Here is a 19157-nt window from a genome sequence, read left to right as displayed (position 1 = left end):
AAAGCTGAAAAGCCAGGCGATATTCCTAAAATCCGTAAACTCGCTACGCTCAGACAGTACGGATTTTTTTACGGAATACCGCCCGGCTTTTCTCCTGCGGAACGCTTTTTCCGGCAAAGGCCGGGGGGACGGGAGTTACGAAGGGTGACGGCCGCCTGGAAGACAGTTGGGAACGTTCCCTTTTTGTCACAGGGAGAACGGAAAATAGTTTTAAGTTTTTCTCTCTACATTAAGGAAAACGTAAGTGCCAATCATATCACTATCATCATTAAACTTCGGTTCGGTAGTAGCTTCTACTATTGTGTATTCTTTATTAGCAATTGAAATAGTAGAACCCTTAAGTGCTTGAATTTCGTCATGGTCAGGTAAAGCTAGCGACATATCCACCTCATTAAGTAGCGTTACTCCAGTATCATTATCAATAACAATGGTAGACGTAGGTATAGATTCCATATAAGAGCATCTCCCTTGCAAATTTTTCGGAGGCTACTCTGTTATTGTGCGGCTATAACAATGTCTATATGTAATCGAAAGATTTCCAGTAAACAACCCCTCTCACCTGTCGTGATAATTTTTGTTTAATGAGTAAAGCAAACAATTCTTGCATGAACGCGAATGAAGACCCTAAAGCGTGCTTCTTGGTTTTAGTTTCAATCTTCCGCTGGAAATACTCATAAATTACCGAGTTAATATGGAAGCCTTTAAATTCCTTCCGAACAGACGTAGTGACGGCAATATAGAGCGCATGCCGAACAAGACACGGGAAATCAGAGAACGGTGGTCTGTCTTGCAAACTTTTCACAGTCTCATTATTTACAGACACAACCACCGTCCCTTCGTCTACCAGCATCCGTGTCACCAAGTGCAAACTAGGTCATTATAGTAAAATTACCGCTTGCGGCTTAAAAACCGGTACATCGCCTTTAGATTATAATATCCCTTTCCCTCGCTTTTACTTAAACGCAACGCAAACTGCTTTAGATCTCGTATTCTTTGCCTGACACACTGTATTATATCTTTAGCATACTGGTAGGCGCGCATTTGTCTAAGTTTGTTAACTACCCAGTTTTTTATTGCAACTACTTTTCCGTACCCTGCGGCAAACCAACTCAGAGTCAATAAAGCAGGTAATGCTACCTTAGCATACCATACCGTAAAGGCCGCCCCACATAACTCTCCGGTAACAAGCAAAGGGCCACCATATATACGTCCTTGGCTAATCCAATACAGCGAAAGAAATTTAATGCTTGAAAATAAGACTAATTTTACGGAATAAATAGCAAACAACATATAAGGATTGCGCTTATGCAGAAACCCCTCTACTCTCTGCAAAACTTTCCAATTAGAAATATGTTCTACAATTGGTTTAACTACATTTTCAAAAAATTCTTCTAGCAAAATATATATAGCCACGAAAAAAATAATTGGTGATGTAATTAAAGACCTTATCCGGCGTTTAAGTCCATTCTCTTTGAAGTTCATTTCATACATTCCCCTTAAAATAGTAACCCACTAAATAGACATATTCATAAAAAAAGGTAAAACTCCTGCCAAATCGTCTGTTTAATGAAAGAACAACAAAGGACTTTTCTTTTCCGTCAACTTTCTTGATAAAAAAAGTCCCTGTTGACTTCACCAATATTATTTACCAGTAGGTGAATTTTGATAAAAAACTACTCGACTGACTCTCTCCATTATGCACCAATACAGTATTTCTTACCCTACCCGCTAGCGGCTTGCATATTACCTATCTAATTCATTAAAAAAAGAGCCCGAAGGCTCAATTAGAGATGACATTTTTTGCGGGAACGAGAACGTTTCTTGTTTTGCGGGTTCGAGCAAAGCTCGATGATCATTTTGTATATTCCTAAAATAGATGCAACTATGGTTATTATGTCTTTAAAAATGATAAATCCCACAATACTCACCCCCCTTATTAATATGAGTCCATAGGGTGACTATGAGGCAACCATACTTTACTTAATTACAGTTTACTATTTTTACCAGTAAATGTAAATATATTCTTATCATCTTATTCTTACATTTACTGATAAAAAAGCCTCCCTGTTATAAGGTTTATTGTAAACCCAAAAAAGTAAAAGCCTATAACCTAGTAATTCCAATCGGTTATAGGCTTTAATTTAGTCTACTTTTACCAGCAGGTTATTTGGGGCGCTGCCAAATAGGACGGTAGGCACGCGGCGGCTGAAGTATTTCCGAAAAAATCAAGCCATTTTCCACCATCTGTGGTGAAAGCTTGCCTTGCCATGGTGAAACTGCCTCTGTTATGTGTGGTACATGTACTGGGGCAGGCATCGCCATCGCTGGTTTCGGAGAAGTATGCCAGCTTTTCGGAGCTTCCATGCTAACATTCGTTATTGGTGTAGATGCAGGCTTACTAATTATATCCACGGGCTGCCTACCCGGCGGTTGGGGCACTTTATCTGGTACATCAGGATATTCATACTCTTTGGGATTTTTTCGCCGTTTTAATAACTCAGGTACAAGATACAATACCAGTAGTAACAGCAACGGAATTAAGTTTTCCATAGCTTCACCTACCTATTTTTAGGTTCATCTGTCTTTGACTCGGCCGTGGTTTCTATCGGGCCAGCTTTCGAGATGGTTTCACGCATTTGCGTATCTGCCAGCACATTGTTCATATTATAGTAGTCCATCACGCCAAGGCGTCCCTCTTTTAGGGCTATAGCAAGCGCTTTCGGTACATCGGCTTGCGCCTCTACTACTTTAGCCTGCATTTCCTGCGTAAAGGCCCGCATTTCCTGTTCCTGGGCTACTGCCATAGCGCGGCGTTCTTCAGCTTTCGCTTGCGCAATCCGCTTTTCGGCTTCCGCCTGGTCGGTCATAAGTTCTGCGCCAATATTACGGCCAACATCAACGTCAGCAATATCAATCGAGAGAATTTCAAACGCAGTGCCGGAATCCAACCCTTTGCTCAGTACAGTACGCGAAATATAATCAGGGTTAGCCAATACATCTCGATGGTCGTCAGTCGAGCCAACGGTAGTAATAATACCTTCACCAACACGGGCTATAATTGTAGCTTCGCCCGCGCCACCAACCAAACGGTCAAGGTTCGCCCTTACAGTAACCCGTGCTTTTACTTTGAGCTCAATACCATTTTTCGCAACCGCTGACACAAGCGGAGTTTCAATAACTTTGGGGTTAACACTCATTTGAACAGCCTCAAGCACGTTACGTCCAGCTAAGTCAATGGCTGCGGAACGTGCAAACGGCAACGGAATTTCAGCACGATGAGCGGCAATTAGAGCATCGATTACCTTATCAACATCACCGCCTGCCAAATAATGGGCTTCAAGCTGATTAACGTTTACATCAAGACCAGCTTTGTTAGCCTTAATCAGAGGAAGCACAATTGAACTTGGCGGCACTCGTCTGAGCCGCATACCGACAAGAGTAAAAATACCTACATTGACTCCGGCCGCTAAAGCCGAGATCCACAAACCGAGGGGTACAAAATGAAGAAATAGGCTAATAGCCACAATCACTAGCACTACAATAAAAGCACTACCTAATAAAGCTGACAAATATATTACCTCCCTTATATTTATAAATCGACAGGTCGTACAACAATGCGATTGCCGGTTATATTCACCACCTTAACTAATTTATTGGGTTCAACAAACTGACCCTCAGAGACTACATCCAATTGAGTACCATCAATGATCATGATTCCGGCAGGACGCAGCCCGGTAGGGGTTATACCTGTCTTAGCAAGATATATACTGTAATCAAGACTGCTGCTAAAACCAGCACTCTTAGTCTCACTGTCATTTAAAATGAACCTTGACCACAATTTGCTGGAAGGCAGCCTCCTTACCAGTACTAAAAATATGATGGTAGCAGCCAGTAAGCTAATAGCTAACAGGTTAATCGCAGCCTCATTTGCCCCTAATGTCAAAAATAAGCTGGCAAAGATAGCAATAATGCCACTAATACCAAATATACCTACGCCTGGTGTATAGAGTTCAAATACTACCAGCAAAATGCCGCCTAAAAATAGCAGGATTTCTAACCAGCCAGCAATACCGGTAATCCACTGACTGCCAAAAAATAGTGCGGCCGCTAGCACACCAATAAGGGCCGCCACCCCTAACCCCGCGGTTTTGATTTCTGTCAGCACCGCCAAAAATATAATTGACATTAAAAATGATTTAACTGTCGGGTCAGCCAGCCATCCTACTGCCTTTTCCTGCCAGCCTAATGTATATTCTAGTACTGGGCTATCACCAAACCCAAATTGCGTTAGCACCGCAGCACGATCAGGGGCCACGACATCTGCAAAACCGACCTTAGTTGCCTGATAATCAGTAAGTGCCAATATTTGGCCTGGTTCGGCGTAACCGGGGAAGCCTAATGATTTATCTACCATGGCTTCAGCCACCCGGGGATTACGGCCAGTTTTATTCGCTGTTGCTGCAAATTCCGCTTTTAAGGCAGCCACTGTTTTCTCGGTAGTAGGTATTGGTTCTGCTGCACCAATACTACCGCCAGGCGCTATCGCGATATGCTTATGTGAAATAGCAATAAGTGCCCCTGCTGACCAAGCCCGGTTTTTTATATAGCAAATGGTAGGCACTGATGCGCTTGTAATCATATCCCGAATGCTAACAGCCGAATCCACCAAACCGCCGAAAGTATCAATTTCCACCAAAATTGCTTGCGCCTGTTTACTCTCAGCATCAGCCATAGCCTTGTGAATCAGAGCGGCCTGTCCGCCATTTATCTCACCTTTAATCGATATGCAAATTACTGGACCGCTCGCAGCAGCTATTGCCGGCCTGTCCGCAACAAACAGGGACAACAACGCTGCCAATAATACAAATAAGATTTTATATACACCAGTATACCGCATAGATTCACCTCAACCCTGTATTCATTTGCCTTACTAGTTTATTCGCCAGTAAATGCCATCATTCCTGTTTTTTACTTAAAATACTTCATTTGTCGAAAGTTTGAATATTTTTACTTTTTATTATTCCCTTGACATGTCGATTAATGCATGTTATTGTCATACTATAGTTTAAGTGAAGTTTTCGTGTCGCTTTACGCAATATTCAACCTCTATCATTTACAATTTATAAACACAGCTTATATGCAGCACTTTTGACACTACTTTTGTACTAGCTTATATCACTAATTGCAGCATTGTCCTACTAGCTTACAACCACTGTTTATACTACTATCGCTAAACCTATTGTACTACCATTCGCACCATCTTTTATAGTCTTGTCACACTAGTTTACTAACCACTCTTTATACTACTCATGCCGAACTATACTACTACTATTCGTACTACTAATCACAACACTATTACAGCAATAACATAAACTTATTGCTTCACTAACTAAAAAATAAGACAAGCTCTGCTTGTCTTATTTTTTTATCGTTTTAAAAACTCTTGCAGATTGGTAGTGTGTTGTCAATGCATCACCCAACCTGCAAAAGCCTTTACTGCGGAATATAGAAATACAGTCAAACTATGAATAAATCACCATAAAACTAAAATCCGGCGCTATTCACGCCGGATTAAAATTAGTTCTACTTATTTTAAGAACTCGCGCACAATGGTGTTTACCATTTTACCATCAGCACGCCCTTTTACGTTTGGCATCAGTACAGCCATAACCTTGCCCATATCTTTGGCACTCGCAGCTTGAGACTCTTTAACAGCTTCTGCCACAAGCACACGTAGTTCTTGCTCGGTTAATTGTTGAGGAAGGTACTGCATCAGAATGTCGATTTCTCGTTCAAGGTTCTCGACCAAATCAGGGCGATTTCCTTTTTTAAACTCTTCCATCGAATCCCGGCGCATTTTGACTTCTTTAGCCAGTACATCTAGAACCTCCTCTTCAGAAAGTTCTCTTTTTTTGTCAATCTCTACATACTTGATATTAGCACGAACCATGCGAATAACAGAAAGCCGTAGTTTTCCGGCTTCTTTCTCCTTCATAGCCAGCTTCATATCTTCGTTTAGTCTGTCTTTAAGAGACATGAAATTACTCCCTCCGAAACTAGTTAAACTTGCGTTTACGTGCTGCTTCGGATTTTTTCTTGCGTTTTACGCTCGGTTTTTCATAATGCTCGCGTTTTCTAACTTCTGCAAGCACCCCGGCTTTTTGGCAAGTGCGCTTGAACCGGCGGAGTGCGCTGTCAAGCGTTTCATTTTTGCCTACTTTTACTTCAGACATCTGATCTCCCTCCCTCCACTAGAACCATTACGAGGAAGTGTACTTGAATAACATACACCTAACTATTATACACTAGAGCACTTAATATTGTCAATATTAACCTGGCGGCCAAGTCATAAATTTACCGCCCAATACGTGGAAATGAAGGTGATACACGGTTTGCCCACCGTTATCTTTGGTATTGATAACGATGCGAAAGCCATCCTCCGCTAACCCCGCAATGGTTGCTATCTTGGGAATGGTCGCCATAATATGCCCAAGTAACGCCGTATCTTCAGGAGTCGCCTCAAGAATATTGTCAATATGCTTCTTAGGTATGACCAACAAATGTACCGGTGCCGCAGGTTTTATATCTGGAAAAGCAATCAGATATTCATCCTCATATATAGCATTTACCGGAATAGTTTTCGTTGCAATTTTACAAAATATACAGTCCTGCTGCATGGGCATTCCCTCCGCAGTAGATAGTAATATACACTTACTATCTAAATTATTCTGCTTAAATATACAAATTCCTGCCGGAAATATGGTATTCAAGAAAAATATTCCCTTATTTGGCCCCAAAGTCCATCTTGATAAAACTTTTCCAGCGTAACAGCAGCAATTCTTCCAATATTTTCCTGTTTACCAGTTGCATATATGCGTGCATAGTTGCCTGTTAAACCTGAGATAATCCCATCACCCTCAACTGTATCAAACAATACATCCAGGGTTTTACCCAAAAATAACTGGTAAAATTCTTTACTCTGCTGGTCAGCAAGCTGCTGCAAACGGTGCACACGACTTTTTTTATCAGCTTCTGGCACCTGCTCTGCAAATTCAGCAGCCGGCGTACCAGTGCGCCGTGAATAGGGAAATACATGAATTTTTGCAAAACCCAATGTTGCAGTAAAAGCCAGGGTACTTTCAAACAGTTCGTCTGTTTCACCAGGAAACCCGACAATGATGTCTGTTGTAATGGCAAGCCCCGGTACATGGGCTTTTATATTAGTAATTAACTCCCGGTACTGCGCAGTAGTATAATGCCGGTTCATAGCCCGCAAAATCCGGTCATTACCTGACTGTAAGGGTAAATGCAGATGTGGGCAAAGACGTTTATCATTTTGCAGTAAAGAAATTAATCTATCGGAAAGCTCTATCGATTCAAGCGAACCCAGTCTAAGGCGCATAAGTCCCTGTCCACCAGCCGCTAACACGGTCTCGACAGCCTCAACTAGCGTGATTTCTGTTCCATTATGCAATAAATCGCGGCCAAAAGCGCCTAAGTGAATTCCGGTAAGCACAATCTCGTTAAACCCTGCCGCTACCAGTTTTTCAGTCTCAGCAGCAATACTAGCAAGCGGCCGGGAACGTAGTGGGCCACGAGCATAGGGAATAATACAATAAGTGCAAAAATTAGTACAGCCTTCCTGGATTTTCAGAAAAGCCCTTTTTCGCCCAGGCATCGAGAATAGTGGTATATCTTCAAATTCTTGGGCATGCATGATATCAGCGACAACATTATATTGAACAGTACGGTTATTAGCAACAGCCGCTTCCACCAATTCAACAATCCGCGCCCGATCCTGGGTGCCGACAATAACATCAACTCCGGGAATTTGCGCGACTTGATCCGGTGAAACCTGCGAATAGCAACCAGCAGCAGCAATAATGGCCTTTGGATTTTGTCTACTCGCCCGCCTAATAAGCTGGCGGGATTTTTTCTCGCCCAGATTGGTAACTGAACAGGTATTAATGACATAGACATCGGCCTGTTGATCGAAGGCCACTACCGCGTACCCATGCGCCTTAAACAGGCCTTCCATAACCTCGGTTTCAAACTGATTTACCTTACACCCCAGCGTTGTAAACGCTACTTGTGGCATAGTCAGCCCCCCAAATCGCCGCATTCATACAGCACCGCTGTTAATGCCGCTAAAGCGGCTGTTTCGGTACGCATAATCCGTGGTCCCATGGTAACAATTCTTACGCCATGTTGCTGGCATAATTCAACTTCAGCAGAGCTAAAGCCGCCTTCCGGACCAATAAACAGTACATACTTCTGCTTACTGCACTCAGCAAGTGCCTGTCTTAGGCCTTGCGCAGCTTGTCCTTCATACAACATGATTTTATTGGCTGAGGCAAATTCGTTATTTTCCAGCACCTGCGTCAGACCGGTTACCGGACATACTTGCGGAATATAGCTCCGACCACATTGTTTGGCTGCTTCCCTGGCTATCTTCTGCCAACGCGCAACCTTATCTACCTGTTTAGCAGCATCATAGCGGACTACCGAGTGAGCAGTAACAACCGGGATTATGCCATACACCCCAAGTTCTACTGCTTTTTGGATAATAAAATCCATCTTTTCGCCTTTAGCTAAGCTCTGCACTAACCAGATGGCAATGGGTGGCTCAGTTGTGTCTTCAATAAGTTCAAGCAATCTAAGTTCGATGGCCTCCGGACTTACCGCTGTTATTCCGGCCTTACCTGATTTGCCGTCCTGACCAGCAACTAAAATAGTAGTGCCAACAGCTAATCTAAGCACAGAAGCTATGTGACGGGCATCCGTATTGGCAATAACCATATGCTCGCTAAGCGGTGCATCAATAAAGAAACGACGCATAACGGCGCTACTGGCTGACGCTGTTAGCTACAATGGCTACCCAGCCGCCTTCTTCAATCACTTTATCAATAATAAACTCGTTCTCAATAAGCGCTTGGGTAACATCACTTAAACGCTCACTAATAATACCGCTGGCAATGAATACTCCGGTATCAGCCAGCCGGGTCCGAACATCAGGCAGCATTTTTATAATTATATCAGCAATAATATTGGCAACAATCACATCTGCCTTGCCAGACACGCCTGTCAAAAGATCGCCTTGCGTAATCGTAACCGTTTCTGTAACCTTGTTAAAGGTAATGTTTTCGGTTGCAACCCGTACTGCCACTGGATCAAGATCAATGGCATGAACAAGATTTGCACCCAGCTTAGCTGCCGCTACTGCCAAAATACCGGAACCTGTACCTACATCAAAGACGGTATATCCTGGTTTGATCACATCCTCCAATGCGCGAATACACATTACAGTGGTATGATGTGTTCCCGTACCAAAAGCCATCCCTGGATCAAGTTCGATAATAATATCATCTTCAACTGGTAAATATTCTTCCCATGACGGTTTAATGACAATATGTTCACTCACCCGTACTGGATGAAAATACTCTTTCCAGGAAGAAGCCCAATCTTCCTCCTGTACTTCCCGGCAATTTATACAGCCACGCCCTTTGTCAAGATTATGTTCTTGCAGCTGGTTGATGCGTTCTTTAAACACGCGCAGTTTTTCATCTAAAAACTCGTCAACAGGTAAATAGGCCTTAATAGTCACAACTTCAGTTTCCAGTTCCTCGGGGATGTCGCAGTAATCCCAACTTCCTGAGCTCCGGTAAGTATTAATCAATTCAGGATCTTCTATTACTACCCCGCTTGCCCCTAGGTCATGGAAGATTTCTGCTACTGCGTCTGTAGCTTCATGGGAGGTTTGAATGCTGATCTCAGACCATTTCATGCGCCATCGCCCCTTAAACTTCAATTAGTAAACAATTACATAACACCAAAAACGTCTTTAAACTTTTTGAAAAAACCTTTTTCTTCTGCGGTAGGCTCAACACCGCCAGCGTTAGCAAACTCCTGCAAAATTTCTTTTTGCCGTTTGTTTAATTTTTTAGGTGTTATGATCTTAACACGTACATGTTGGTCACCACGTCCGTGACCTCGTAAATGAGGAATGCCTTTATCTTTGATGCGAAATACGGTGCCACTTTGTGTACCTTCAGGAACTTTAAGCTGGACTTTACCATCAAGGGTAGGTACTTCGATCTCATCACCCAACGTTGCCTGCACAAAATTAATTGGTACTTCACACACAATATCATTGCCTTCACGTGCAAACAGTTTATGCTGTTTTACAAAAAGATAAACATACAGATCCCCGGGCGGACCACCACGTTGCCCGGCTTCTCCTTCATGTGTCACTCTAAGACGGGAACCGTTATCCACACCGGCCGGGATTTTAATTTTAATTTTGCGATTGACTCGCACTTTTCCCCGTCCATGACATTCTTTGCAAGGCGTTTTTATAATTTTACCTGTGCCTTGACAGCGATCACAGGCCTTAACATTAACCATACGACCAAAAGGAGTATTTTGCGTTACCTGAACCTGACCTGTACCCCGGCAATCCGGACAAGTTTCCGGATGTGTTCCCGGTGCAGAACCTGAACCTTGGCAAGCACTGCAATCTTCGGTACGAGGTACTTGAATTTCCGTCTCCAACCCAAAAGCAGCATCTTCAAATTTTATTTCCATGTCATAGCGTAAATCAGCCCCACGCTCCGGTCCTGTATTGCGACCGCCACCAAACCCGAAACCAGACTGCCCGCCAAAAAACATATCAAATATATCAGAAAAACCACCTGCACCCGCACCGCCGCCAAACCCACCAGCGCCACCGCCATTAGCAGCATCAAACGCAGCATGACCAAATTGGTCATACTGCGCCCGACGCTCGGTATTAGATAGAATTTCGTAAGCTTCGTTAACTTCTTTGAACTTTTCTTCAGCTTCCTTGGGGGCCTCACGGTTAACGTCAGGATGGTACTTGCGGGCCAATTTACGGTACGCCTTCTTCAATTCATCTTCAGACGCTGTTTTGGCTACACCCAGCACTTCATAATAGTCTCGCTTACTCACTTCACACCATCCCAGCTATTTTATTTCTTATCTTCGTCCACCACTTTATACTCAGCATCAACTACTTTATCATCCTTAGGAGCTGCACCCTCAGGACCTTCTGGACCGCCTGGTTGTGCACCTTCGGCTTGCGCATTGGCCTGATACATAGCAGTTGATAATTCATAGAGCGGCTTGGTAAGAGCTTCGGTATCAGCTTTGATAACTTCAATATCACTGCCTTTTAAAGATTCTTTCAGTTTGTCAGCTGCTTGCTGAACTTTTTCAATCAGCTCTTTATCTGCTTTCTCACCAAACTCTTTAATGGTTTTTTCCGCATTATATACCAGGGAGTCAGCATTGTTGCGTACTTCTATTTCGTCTTTACGTTTTTTATCTTCGGCTGCATTAGCTTCAGCCTCTTTAACCATTTTTTCCACTTCATCCTTATCCAGACCGCCGGAAGAAGTAATGGTAATCTTCTGTTCTTTACCTGTTCCTAAATCTTTAGCAGATACATGAACAATACCGTTGGCATCAATGTCAAAGCTAACTTCGATACGCGGCACGCCCCGGGGAGCAGGCGGAATACCAGAGAGCTCAAAACGTCCCAGTGTTTTGTTATAGGAAGCCATTTCCCGTTCGCCTTGGAGAACATGAATATCAACAGACGGTTGGTTATCAGCAGCAGTCGAGAAGGTCTGGCTCTTAGAAGTCGGAATGGTGGTATTACGATCAATAATTTTGGTAAATACCCCGCCCAGAGTTTCAATACCCAATGACAGCGGTGTAACATCTAAGAGAAGTACATCTTTTACTTCGCCGACAAGTACACCGGCTTGGATTGCTGCGCCAACAGCTACGCACTCATCCGGGTTAACCCCTTTATGTGGTTCCTTGCCTAACGACTTTTTAATGGCTTCTTGAACAGCCGGAATACGAGTAGAACCACCAACAAGAATAACTTTATCAATATCTTTAGCTGATAATCCAGCATCACTTAATGCTTGACGGGTTGGTCCCATGGTTGATTCAACAAGATCAGCTGTTAATTCATCAAATTTAGCACGAGACAGGTTAAGATCAAGATGTTTCGGGCCAGTTTGGTCAGCTGTAATGAACGGTAGATTAACGTTGGTTGTAAGTACCCCTGACAATTCGATTTTAGCTTTTTCAGCGGCTTCGCGTAGACGCTGCATCGCCATGCGGTCACTGGCTAAATCAATACCCTGTTCTTTTTTGTATTCAGTTACCAGCCAATTTACTACACGCTCATCAAAATCATCACCACCAAGGCGGTTATTACCGCTGGTAGCCTTAACCTCAAATACACCATCACCTAACTCCAAAATAGACACGTCAAATGTGCCGCCGCCTAAGTCAAATACCAAAACGGTATGATCATTGCTTTTATCCATACCATAAGCCAAGGCTGCTGCTGTTGGCTCGTTAATAATGCGCAGCACTTCAAGACCAGCAATCGCGCCCGCATCCTTTGTAGCTTGGCGTTGGCTATCAGTAAAGTACGCAGGTACAGTAATTACTGCCTGGGTTACTGATTCACCAAGATAGGCTTCAGCGTCAGCCTTAAGTTTTTGCAAAATCATTGCTGAAATTTCCTGGGGAGTATGGTCTTTGCCCTCAATATTCACCTTATATGTTGTACCCATATGGCGTTTGATAGAGCTGACAGTACCATCAGGGTTAGATACTGCCTGACGTTTAGCAATCTGCCCAATAAGGCGTTCACCATTTTTTGAAAAACCTACAACGGAAGGGGTAATACGGCTTCCTTCCGGGTTTGGAATAACAACAGGTTCGCCGCCTTCCATTACAGCCACACATGAATTTGTAGTACCAAGGTCAATACCAATTACTTTTGCCATTATCGAATTCCTCCTTAAGTAACAATACTTGTTAGTTAGTTTCCTACTACTTTTACCATACTAGGACGGACTACCCGCCCATTGACTTTGTAACCTTTTTGCAATTCTTCGACCACCATGCCATCAGGCTGGGTATCATCTTCAACCTTCATAACAGCTTCATGCTGAGTTGGGTCAAAAACAGTACCGACAGCATTGACAGGCTCTACACCCAATTGTGACAGAGCGTTTTGCAATTGTTTGAAGATCATTTGCACTCCTGTTACCAGAGTATCAACATCGGTAGCCTTACTGGTTGTTGCTCGTTCAAAGTTATCTACTACAGGCAACAGCTCGCAAACAATTCGTTCAGCTACTACGGCTGATAATTCTTCTTTTTCCTGCCGGGTTCGCCGCCGGAAATTATCAAAATCGGCCTGTAGGCGTTTATATCTGTCAGTCATTTCATCAAGCAGGCGACCTTTTTCATCCAGTGCAGTCATAAACTCATTTACATCCTCAGGCACAAAACAAATTTCAGGATTGTCTTCAACTGCTGTTTCGTTGGGAGCACTTTCCTGTTCTGCCGCAAGTTGCTCTTGCTTTTTTTCTTTTTCGTTCACTAACTTTCACCTCCAAGTTAAAAATCAGGCATACTACTATCGGTGCCGCCTGCCTTCTGGGCATTGGCACCTTCTTCTTTTTTCTTAATAATTGTATCAATACGTAAAATAGCGACAGCTACTTCGCCAGCAGCTTTGATGGCGTGAAGCTTGACGGGAACAGGATCAATTACGCCTCGTTCCAGCATATCAACTACTTCACCAGTATCGCAATCAATACCCAGCGAATCTGAATTTTGTGCCACTTGCATAGTCATGATCTCTTCTACTTTTTCCAGAGGATTAAAGCCGGCATTCTCGACAATTTGTGATAAAGGCTGTTTCAGGGCATTAGCTACACAGTCAAGGCCATAAGCAGCCATTCCTTTGAGATTCTCCCGATGTTTGCCGACTTCGCGCGCCATAGCAATTTCGATAGAGCCACCGCCAGGCACATAGCCACCTTTTACAGCCGCCTGTACACTTGACGCCGCATCTTTAGCAATACGCTCACGTTCTCCTACCACCTCTTCTGTAGCTGCGCCGACCAAAATAGTAGCCATAGGTTTGCCCTTACCACCAATGACGCGCACTTGTTCAAGTTTTTCATCCTGATATACTTTTTCTGCAGTACCCAGGTACTTACCAATATCGCCAAGTTCTTTTTTAAGACCTGTGCGTTTAATCATACGTGCTCCTGTGTGGTCGGCCACCCGCCGCAAATCTTTAGAGGATACACGTTCAATAACCATTATATTAGCATCTGTAAGTATTTCTTCAGCAGCACTATGTACGCCCCGGTCCACCATGACTATGCTAATGCCCAGGTCGACAATTTTCTGTACATTTTTCTTAAACTCATCCTGCAAATCGATATAGCGTTTAAAACCGGTTTCGGTACTTAGTGCCTCATCTTCAATTTCTTCAGGTTCAAGTGCATCATCAATAAGCAGTAATTTTGCAGCTAGTATTTCTTCCGGCATTTCTTGTGACATACGTTCTTGATCAACAATAACGCCCATAAATACTTCGTTGTCAGCACCCGCTTCTGCTGTGATAATTTCAGATAACTTAAAATTGTATTCATTAAGTTTTTCTACACCAATCAGCTTAGCTGCTTTTACAACCAAATCGGCGATATCCTCATGCTCCCGCCCGGCAATCATGGCAATACTCCGGAGAATAGGATCTTCAACCTCAGTAATAGTACGTGAGCGCTCACGTACACCAGCTAAAATTTTGGCAATACCATATTTTACGCCTTCAATCACTCTAGCTACCGGCACGCCGCGCATGACTTGATTTACACCCTCTGACACTAGGCTGCCAGCCATAATCGTGGTTGTAGTCGTACCATCACCGACTTCTGCCTGTTGCGCTTTTGCCGTATTAATAAGCATTTTTGCGGCCGGATGATTAACATCCATTTTATCTAATATCGTAACACCATCATTGGTAATAATGACTTCTCCAAAACGGTCAACTAGCATAGTATCAAGCCCTTTAGGACCAATAGTGCCTTCTACAGCAGCAGTTATTGCCCGTACAGCATTGGCATTTGTTAGCAGGGCGGCCAAACGCTCATCAACATCAGCACCACTGCCAGCTTGCTTCAAATTCATGTGATTCCTCCCATCTATAACACTTTATACTGTTTCAAAATTTCACCTAAATGACGTTGCATAAACTTAAGTACCGACATGGTTTTACCATATTCCATTCTCGTCGGTCCAAGCACGGCTACTGTCCCTACCACTTGACCATCAATACGGTAGGTAGCCTGAACAACACTACAATCATGAATGCCAGAATATTTATTCTCCTGACCAATTGTAACAATCACACCATCACTATTGGACATGTGGAGAATATCACACAAAAGCCGGTCTTCTTCAAGCATTGTTAATAGGCCTTTGATTTTATCAACGTCCCTAAATTCTGGTTGATTTAGCATTTGCGTAGTGCCGCCAAGATACACCTTCTCATTTTTGTCAACAGTGAGAACTTGTCGTAACAACGCAATCGCGCGCTCATAAACTTGCGGATCAGGCAAAATATCATTTTGGATATCTTTCAGCACAGGCGTGGTGATTCGATCAATCGCCAAACCTCCGAGGTGAGAATTTATAGCGTTGGCCACGCGACCCAAATCCTCATGACTAAGTCCCTCAGGTATTGCAATGATTTTATTTTCTATCAGACCTGTATCTGTGACGATAACAACAATGGAACGTCGCTCATCAAGCGGCAAAAACTGAATGTATTTAAAGGTACATTGCTGCGATACTTGCGGCGCCAATACCATAGAAACATTCCTGGTCATGCGGGACAGAATTTTTACAGTTTCTTGAAAAACTTCTTCAATCCGGCGTGCTTTGGTATGGTACCAATTATCAATGATAGCAATGTCTCTATCGGAAATCTGAGGTGGCGCCAGTAAGCAATCAACATAAAAGCGGTAGCCTTTAACAGACGGTATTCTTCCAGAAGAAGTGTGGGGTTGTTCAAGATATCCCAAAAGTTCCAAATCTGCCATTTCATTGCGGACAGTGGCCGGACTAATGCCTAAATCATATTTACGGGCAATTGTCCGCGAACCGACCGGTTCGGCAGTAGATATATAATCATCGATAATAGCCTGCAGAATTTGACGCTTTCTTTCATCTAATATCAGCTCCACCTCCTCTTGTTAGCACTCACATCAGTCGAGTGCTAATACCTACTAAAAAAATACCACTCCTTGGGATTAATGTCAAGATGGTAAACGTGTATTTAGTCAGGTAAAAACGAACGAAATACAATATTACCAAATTTCATCCCATGCTCAGTCAACCATATCTGTTGCTTATCTGTTGCTACTAGCTGCTGCCGGTGGAGATTATCCCACACTTTACCAAAATGACCAAAAAAGTCAGTATTAAAATATTGGCCAAACTCTGCAATTCCCATTCCTTGTGTTGTTCGTAAGGCTAAAAAAATATATTCAGCCATCGACTCATTTTTTGTAAGGTTTTCTTGCATGGCAACAGGTGAACTGCCTGTTGCCATAGCCTTACTATATTCCTCAATTCCGGTTACCTGGCTTATCCGTCTACCCTGTAAGAAAGAATGGGCTGCACAACCAAGACCCAGATACGGCTGGTACTGCCAATATTTCAGGTTATGCCGACACTCTTGCCCCGGGCGGGCGAAGTTAGAAATTTCATAGCGTAATAAACCCTGTTTTGGTAAGAAATCCGCCATGCAATCATACATAGCTTCTTCTTCCGCCTCATCTGGTAAATTGATTTTGCCCTGATCATACGCAGTCGCTAAAGGAGTACCTTCTTCCAGCTTGAGGCCATAGACTGAAATATGACTGGTATTCAAGGCTGCTGCCTGCTCAAGTTCACAGGCAAAACCATCACTAGTTTGCCCTGGCAGGCCGTACATCAAATCAATGCTTATATTTGTAAAGCCAGCCGTGTGAGCATATTCAATGGCAGTAAGGCTATCCACTGTTCGATGAATCCGCCCCAGGCTAGTTAACAATGTATCATTAAAGGATTGAACACCAAAACTCAGTCTATTTATACCCATAGACTTTACTGCAATCAATTGATCTTTGGTAACAGTACCTGGATTGGCCTCCATACTAATTTCCGCCCCGGCTTGAATAGCAAAGTTTGCCATAAGACCTTTAAGTATTTTTTCCAAAAGAGGCACAGGCAGTACACTGGGTGTGCCTCCACCAATATAGACTGTGTCAACAGGTGGTTTACAAAGCATACCGCCCTGATCAACAATCTGCTGACACAAGGCGGTAGTATAGGAATCAAACAAATGTTCAGATCGAGCATACGAAGAAAAATCACAATACAAACATTTTTGCTGGCAAAACGGAATATGCACATATAAACCAAGCTTACTCATATCAAACTCTACCTTAGTCCATCTTTAAAATTGCCATAAAGGCTTCCTGGGGAACTTCTACACTACCCACTTGTTTCATGCGTTTTTTACCCTCTTTTTGCTTTTCCAGTAGCTTCCGTTTACGGGTAATATCGCCTCCATAACATTTGGCAAGTACATCCTTACGCATGGCTCTTACTGTCTCGCGGGCAATTACCTTGCTGCCAATGGCAGCCTGAATGGGAATCTCAAACATTTGCCGGGGAATAATCCCTTTAAGCTTTTCGGCAAGCTGCCGACCACGATGAGTAGCCCGATCCCTGTGGACAATAACACTCAGGGCATCAACAGGATCGCCGTTAAGTAAGATGTCCAGTTTAACAAGCTCTGAGGTCTGATAACCACATAATTCGTAATCTAGCGAAGCATAACCACGGGTCGATGATTTCAGCTTGTCAAAGTAATCATAAATAATCTCACTAAGTGGCAAATGGTATGTCAACGTAACTCGGTTGGTATCTAGATATTTCATATCTTTAAACTCGCCGCGTTTTTCTTGCGAGAGCTCCATAACTGCACCTACATAATCATTAGGAACAATGATGGTTGCTTTTACATACGGTTCTTCTACATAGTCAATTTCTTGCGTTGTCGGTAATTTTGACGGGTTTTCAATCTCGATAACTTGGCCATCGGTTTTAAATACACGATAAATTACACTTGGTGCAGTAGTAATTAGGGTTAGGTTGTATTCGCGTTCCAGGCGTTCTTGAACAACATCCATATGGAGAAGTCCCAGAAAACCGCAGCGAAAACCAAAGCCCAGGGCAATGGACGTCTCTGGTTCAAAGACCAGCGAGGCATCATTTAACTGGAGCTTCTCTAAGGCGTCGCGCAAATTTTCATAGTCAGTGCTGTCTACCGGGTAAAGCCCGCAATACACCATCGGCGTAATCTTGCGGTAGCCAGGCAGCGGTTTAGCTACAGGGCGTTCGGCTCCAGTAATAGTATCGCCTACCCTGATATCTATTACATTTTTTACACTAGCAGCAACAAACCCGACCTGACCTGGCCCCAATAGGTCCACATTAACCAAATACGGCCTGAAAACCCCAACTTCTGCGACCTCAACAATCTTGTTTGTGGCCATCATTTTAATCTTCATGCCTGGCTTAATAGTGCCATTCATAACCCGTACATAAGCGATTACACCCTTATAGGAATCAAAATGAGAATCAAAAATCAGAGCACTTAAAGGCTCATCATCCTTGCCTGCAGGCGGGGGAACCTTTCTGACAATCGCTTCAAGAATTTCTTCAATACCAATACCAGACTTAGCACTAGCTAAGACGGCATCAGAGGTATCTAAACCAATCACTTCTTCGATTTCAGTTTTCACTCGCTCTGGTTCGGCACTTGGCAAATCAATTTTATTGATAACAGGAATAATCTCAAGATCATGTTCAAGTGCTAAATAAACATTAGCAAGCGTCTGTGCTTCAATCCCCTGCGCTGCATCAACGACTAACAGCGCACCTTCACAAGCAGCCAGACTTCGGGAAACTTCATAAGTAAAATCAACATGCCCTGGAGTATCAATAAGATTAAGCATATATATTTCGCCGTCTTTTGCTGTATAAGCTAGTTGCACAGCCTGGGCTTTGATTGTAATGCCGCGTTCCCGTTCAAGATCCATATGATCTAATACTTGTTCTTCCATCTCACGGGCAGAGAGAGCTCCTGTATACTCCAACAATCGGTCTGCAAGGGTTGATTTGCCATGGTCGATGTGAGCTATAATTGAAAAATTACGAATATGTCCTGTATCCATTAAGCTGGGGCTCCTCCCTGG

At 43.3% G+C, this 19157-nt stretch carries 18 protein-coding genes; all 18 read right to left on the bottom strand.

Annotated features, from left to right (window positions below):
- Positions 1-210: 210 nt before the first annotated feature.
- Positions 211-453, bottom strand: coding sequence for a hypothetical protein (locus tag ACZ449_RS06925; RefSeq protein WP_464260308.1), 243 nt, complete (start codon positions 451-453; stop codon positions 211-213).
- A 435-nt stretch (positions 454-888) separates the two neighbouring features.
- Positions 889-1482 (bottom strand): hypothetical protein, encoded by a 594-nt coding sequence (locus ACZ449_RS06920; protein ID WP_464260307.1) that lies wholly within the window; start codon positions 1480-1482, stop codon positions 889-891.
- 681 nt (positions 1483-2163) lie between these two features.
- Positions 2164-2550, bottom strand: a complete 387-nt coding sequence (locus tag ACZ449_RS06915; protein WP_464260306.1) for a hypothetical protein — start codon at positions 2548-2550, stop codon at positions 2164-2166.
- Positions 2551-2558: 8 nt separating this feature from the next.
- On the bottom strand, positions 2559-3575 hold the full coding sequence (gene floA, locus ACZ449_RS06910; RefSeq protein ID WP_464261828.1) for a flotillin-like protein FloA: 1017 nt from the start codon (positions 3573-3575) through the stop codon (positions 2559-2561).
- A gap of 14 nt (positions 3576-3589) precedes the next feature.
- Positions 3590-4897, bottom strand: a complete 1308-nt coding sequence (locus ACZ449_RS06905; RefSeq protein WP_464260305.1) for an NfeD family protein — start codon at positions 4895-4897, stop codon at positions 3590-3592.
- Positions 4898-5587: 690 nt separating this feature from the next.
- Entirely contained in the window at positions 5588-6037 is a 450-nt protein-coding gene (locus ACZ449_RS06900) for a GatB/YqeY domain-containing protein (RefSeq protein WP_464260304.1), read from the bottom strand.
- Between the two features lie 19 nt (positions 6038-6056).
- Positions 6057-6233, bottom strand: a complete 177-nt coding sequence (gene rpsU / locus ACZ449_RS06895) for a 30S ribosomal protein S21 (protein ID WP_021167731.1) — start codon at positions 6231-6233, stop codon at positions 6057-6059.
- Positions 6234-6329: 96 nt separating this feature from the next.
- Positions 6330-6677 (bottom strand): histidine triad nucleotide-binding protein, encoded by a 348-nt coding sequence (locus ACZ449_RS06890; RefSeq protein WP_464260303.1) that lies wholly within the window; start codon positions 6675-6677, stop codon positions 6330-6332.
- 89 nt (positions 6678-6766) lie between these two features.
- Positions 6767-8098 (bottom strand): tRNA (N(6)-L-threonylcarbamoyladenosine(37)-C(2))-methylthiotransferase MtaB, encoded by a 1332-nt coding sequence (gene mtaB / locus ACZ449_RS06885; protein WP_464260302.1) that lies wholly within the window; start codon positions 8096-8098, stop codon positions 6767-6769.
- 2 nt (positions 8099-8100) lie between these two features.
- Positions 8101-8838: a 16S rRNA (uracil(1498)-N(3))-methyltransferase gene (locus tag ACZ449_RS06880; protein ID WP_464260301.1), complete on the bottom strand. Its 738-nt coding sequence runs from the start codon at positions 8836-8838 to the stop codon at positions 8101-8103.
- Positions 8839-8845: 7 nt separating this feature from the next.
- Positions 8846-9784: a 50S ribosomal protein L11 methyltransferase gene (gene prmA, locus ACZ449_RS06875; protein WP_464260300.1), complete on the bottom strand. Its 939-nt coding sequence runs from the start codon at positions 9782-9784 to the stop codon at positions 8846-8848.
- Positions 9785-9819: 35 nt separating this feature from the next.
- The gene (gene dnaJ / locus ACZ449_RS06870; RefSeq protein ID WP_464260299.1) at positions 9820-10968 is read right to left on the bottom strand and encodes a molecular chaperone DnaJ; all 1149 of its coding nucleotides are present in this window, start codon (positions 10966-10968) and stop codon (positions 9820-9822) included.
- Positions 10969-10988: 20 nt separating this feature from the next.
- Positions 10989-12833: a molecular chaperone DnaK gene (dnaK, locus tag ACZ449_RS06865; protein ID WP_464260298.1), complete on the bottom strand. Its 1845-nt coding sequence runs from the start codon at positions 12831-12833 to the stop codon at positions 10989-10991.
- A 35-nt stretch (positions 12834-12868) separates the two neighbouring features.
- The gene (gene grpE, locus ACZ449_RS06860; RefSeq protein ID WP_464260297.1) at positions 12869-13435 is read right to left on the bottom strand and encodes a nucleotide exchange factor GrpE; all 567 of its coding nucleotides are present in this window, start codon (positions 13433-13435) and stop codon (positions 12869-12871) included.
- A gap of 17 nt (positions 13436-13452) precedes the next feature.
- On the bottom strand, positions 13453-15036 hold the full coding sequence (locus ACZ449_RS06855) for a TCP-1/cpn60 chaperonin family protein (protein WP_464260296.1): 1584 nt from the start codon (positions 15034-15036) through the stop codon (positions 13453-13455).
- A 14-nt stretch (positions 15037-15050) separates the two neighbouring features.
- Positions 15051-16085, bottom strand: a complete 1035-nt coding sequence (gene hrcA, locus ACZ449_RS06850; protein ID WP_464261827.1) for a heat-inducible transcriptional repressor HrcA — start codon at positions 16083-16085, stop codon at positions 15051-15053.
- Between the two features lie 101 nt (positions 16086-16186).
- Positions 16187-17326 (bottom strand): radical SAM family heme chaperone HemW, encoded by a 1140-nt coding sequence (gene hemW, locus ACZ449_RS06845; protein WP_464260295.1) that lies wholly within the window; start codon positions 17324-17326, stop codon positions 16187-16189.
- A gap of 13 nt (positions 17327-17339) precedes the next feature.
- A complete protein-coding gene (lepA, locus tag ACZ449_RS06840) occupies positions 17340-19136 on the bottom strand; it encodes a translation elongation factor 4 (RefSeq protein ID WP_464260294.1) in 1797 nt (598 codons plus the stop codon).
- Between the last annotated feature and the right edge of the window lie 21 nt (positions 19137-19157).

The organism is Desulfosporomusa polytropa (assembly GCF_055380075.1).
This window is presented reverse-complemented; position numbering and strand designations above follow the sequence as displayed.

Excerpts from the sequence above, each read along its gene's own strand:
- ACZ449_RS06925 (WP_464260308.1), bottom strand. The coding sequence starts at position 453 with ATGGAATCTATACCTACGTCTACCATTGTTATTGATAATGATACTGGA.
- ACZ449_RS06920 (WP_464260307.1), bottom strand. The coding sequence starts at position 1,482 with ATGAACTTCAAAGAGAATGGACTTAAACGCCGGATAAGGTCTTTAATT.
- ACZ449_RS06915 (WP_464260306.1), bottom strand. The coding sequence starts at position 2,550 with ATGGAAAACTTAATTCCGTTGCTGTTACTACTGGTATTGTATCTTGTA.
- ACZ449_RS06905 (WP_464260305.1), bottom strand. The coding sequence starts at position 4,897 with ATGCGGTATACTGGTGTATATAAAATCTTATTTGTATTATTGGCAGCG.
- ACZ449_RS06900 (WP_464260304.1), bottom strand. The coding sequence starts at position 6,037 with ATGTCTCTTAAAGACAGACTAAACGAAGATATGAAGCTGGCTATGAAG.
- rpsU (WP_021167731.1), bottom strand. The coding sequence starts at position 6,233 with ATGTCTGAAGTAAAAGTAGGCAAAAATGAAACGCTTGACAGCGCACTC.
- ACZ449_RS06890 (WP_464260303.1), bottom strand. The coding sequence starts at position 6,677 with ATGCAGCAGGACTGTATATTTTGTAAAATTGCAACGAAAACTATTCCG.
- mtaB (WP_464260302.1), bottom strand. The coding sequence starts at position 8,098 with ATGCCACAAGTAGCGTTTACAACGCTGGGGTGTAAGGTAAATCAGTTT.
- ACZ449_RS06880 (WP_464260301.1), bottom strand. The coding sequence starts at position 8,838 with ATGCGTCGTTTCTTTATTGATGCACCGCTTAGCGAGCATATGGTTATT.
- prmA (WP_464260300.1), bottom strand. The coding sequence starts at position 9,784 with ATGAAATGGTCTGAGATCAGCATTCAAACCTCCCATGAAGCTACAGAC.
- dnaK (WP_464260298.1), bottom strand. The coding sequence starts at position 12,833 with ATGGCAAAAGTAATTGGTATTGACCTTGGTACTACAAATTCATGTGTG.
- ACZ449_RS06855 (WP_464260296.1), bottom strand. The coding sequence starts at position 15,036 with ATGAATTTGAAGCAAGCTGGCAGTGGTGCTGATGTTGATGAGCGTTTG.
- hemW (WP_464260295.1), bottom strand. The coding sequence starts at position 17,326 with ATGAGTAAGCTTGGTTTATATGTGCATATTCCGTTTTGCCAGCAAAAA.
- lepA (WP_464260294.1), bottom strand. The coding sequence starts at position 19,136 with ATGGATACAGGACATATTCGTAATTTTTCAATTATAGCTCACATCGAC.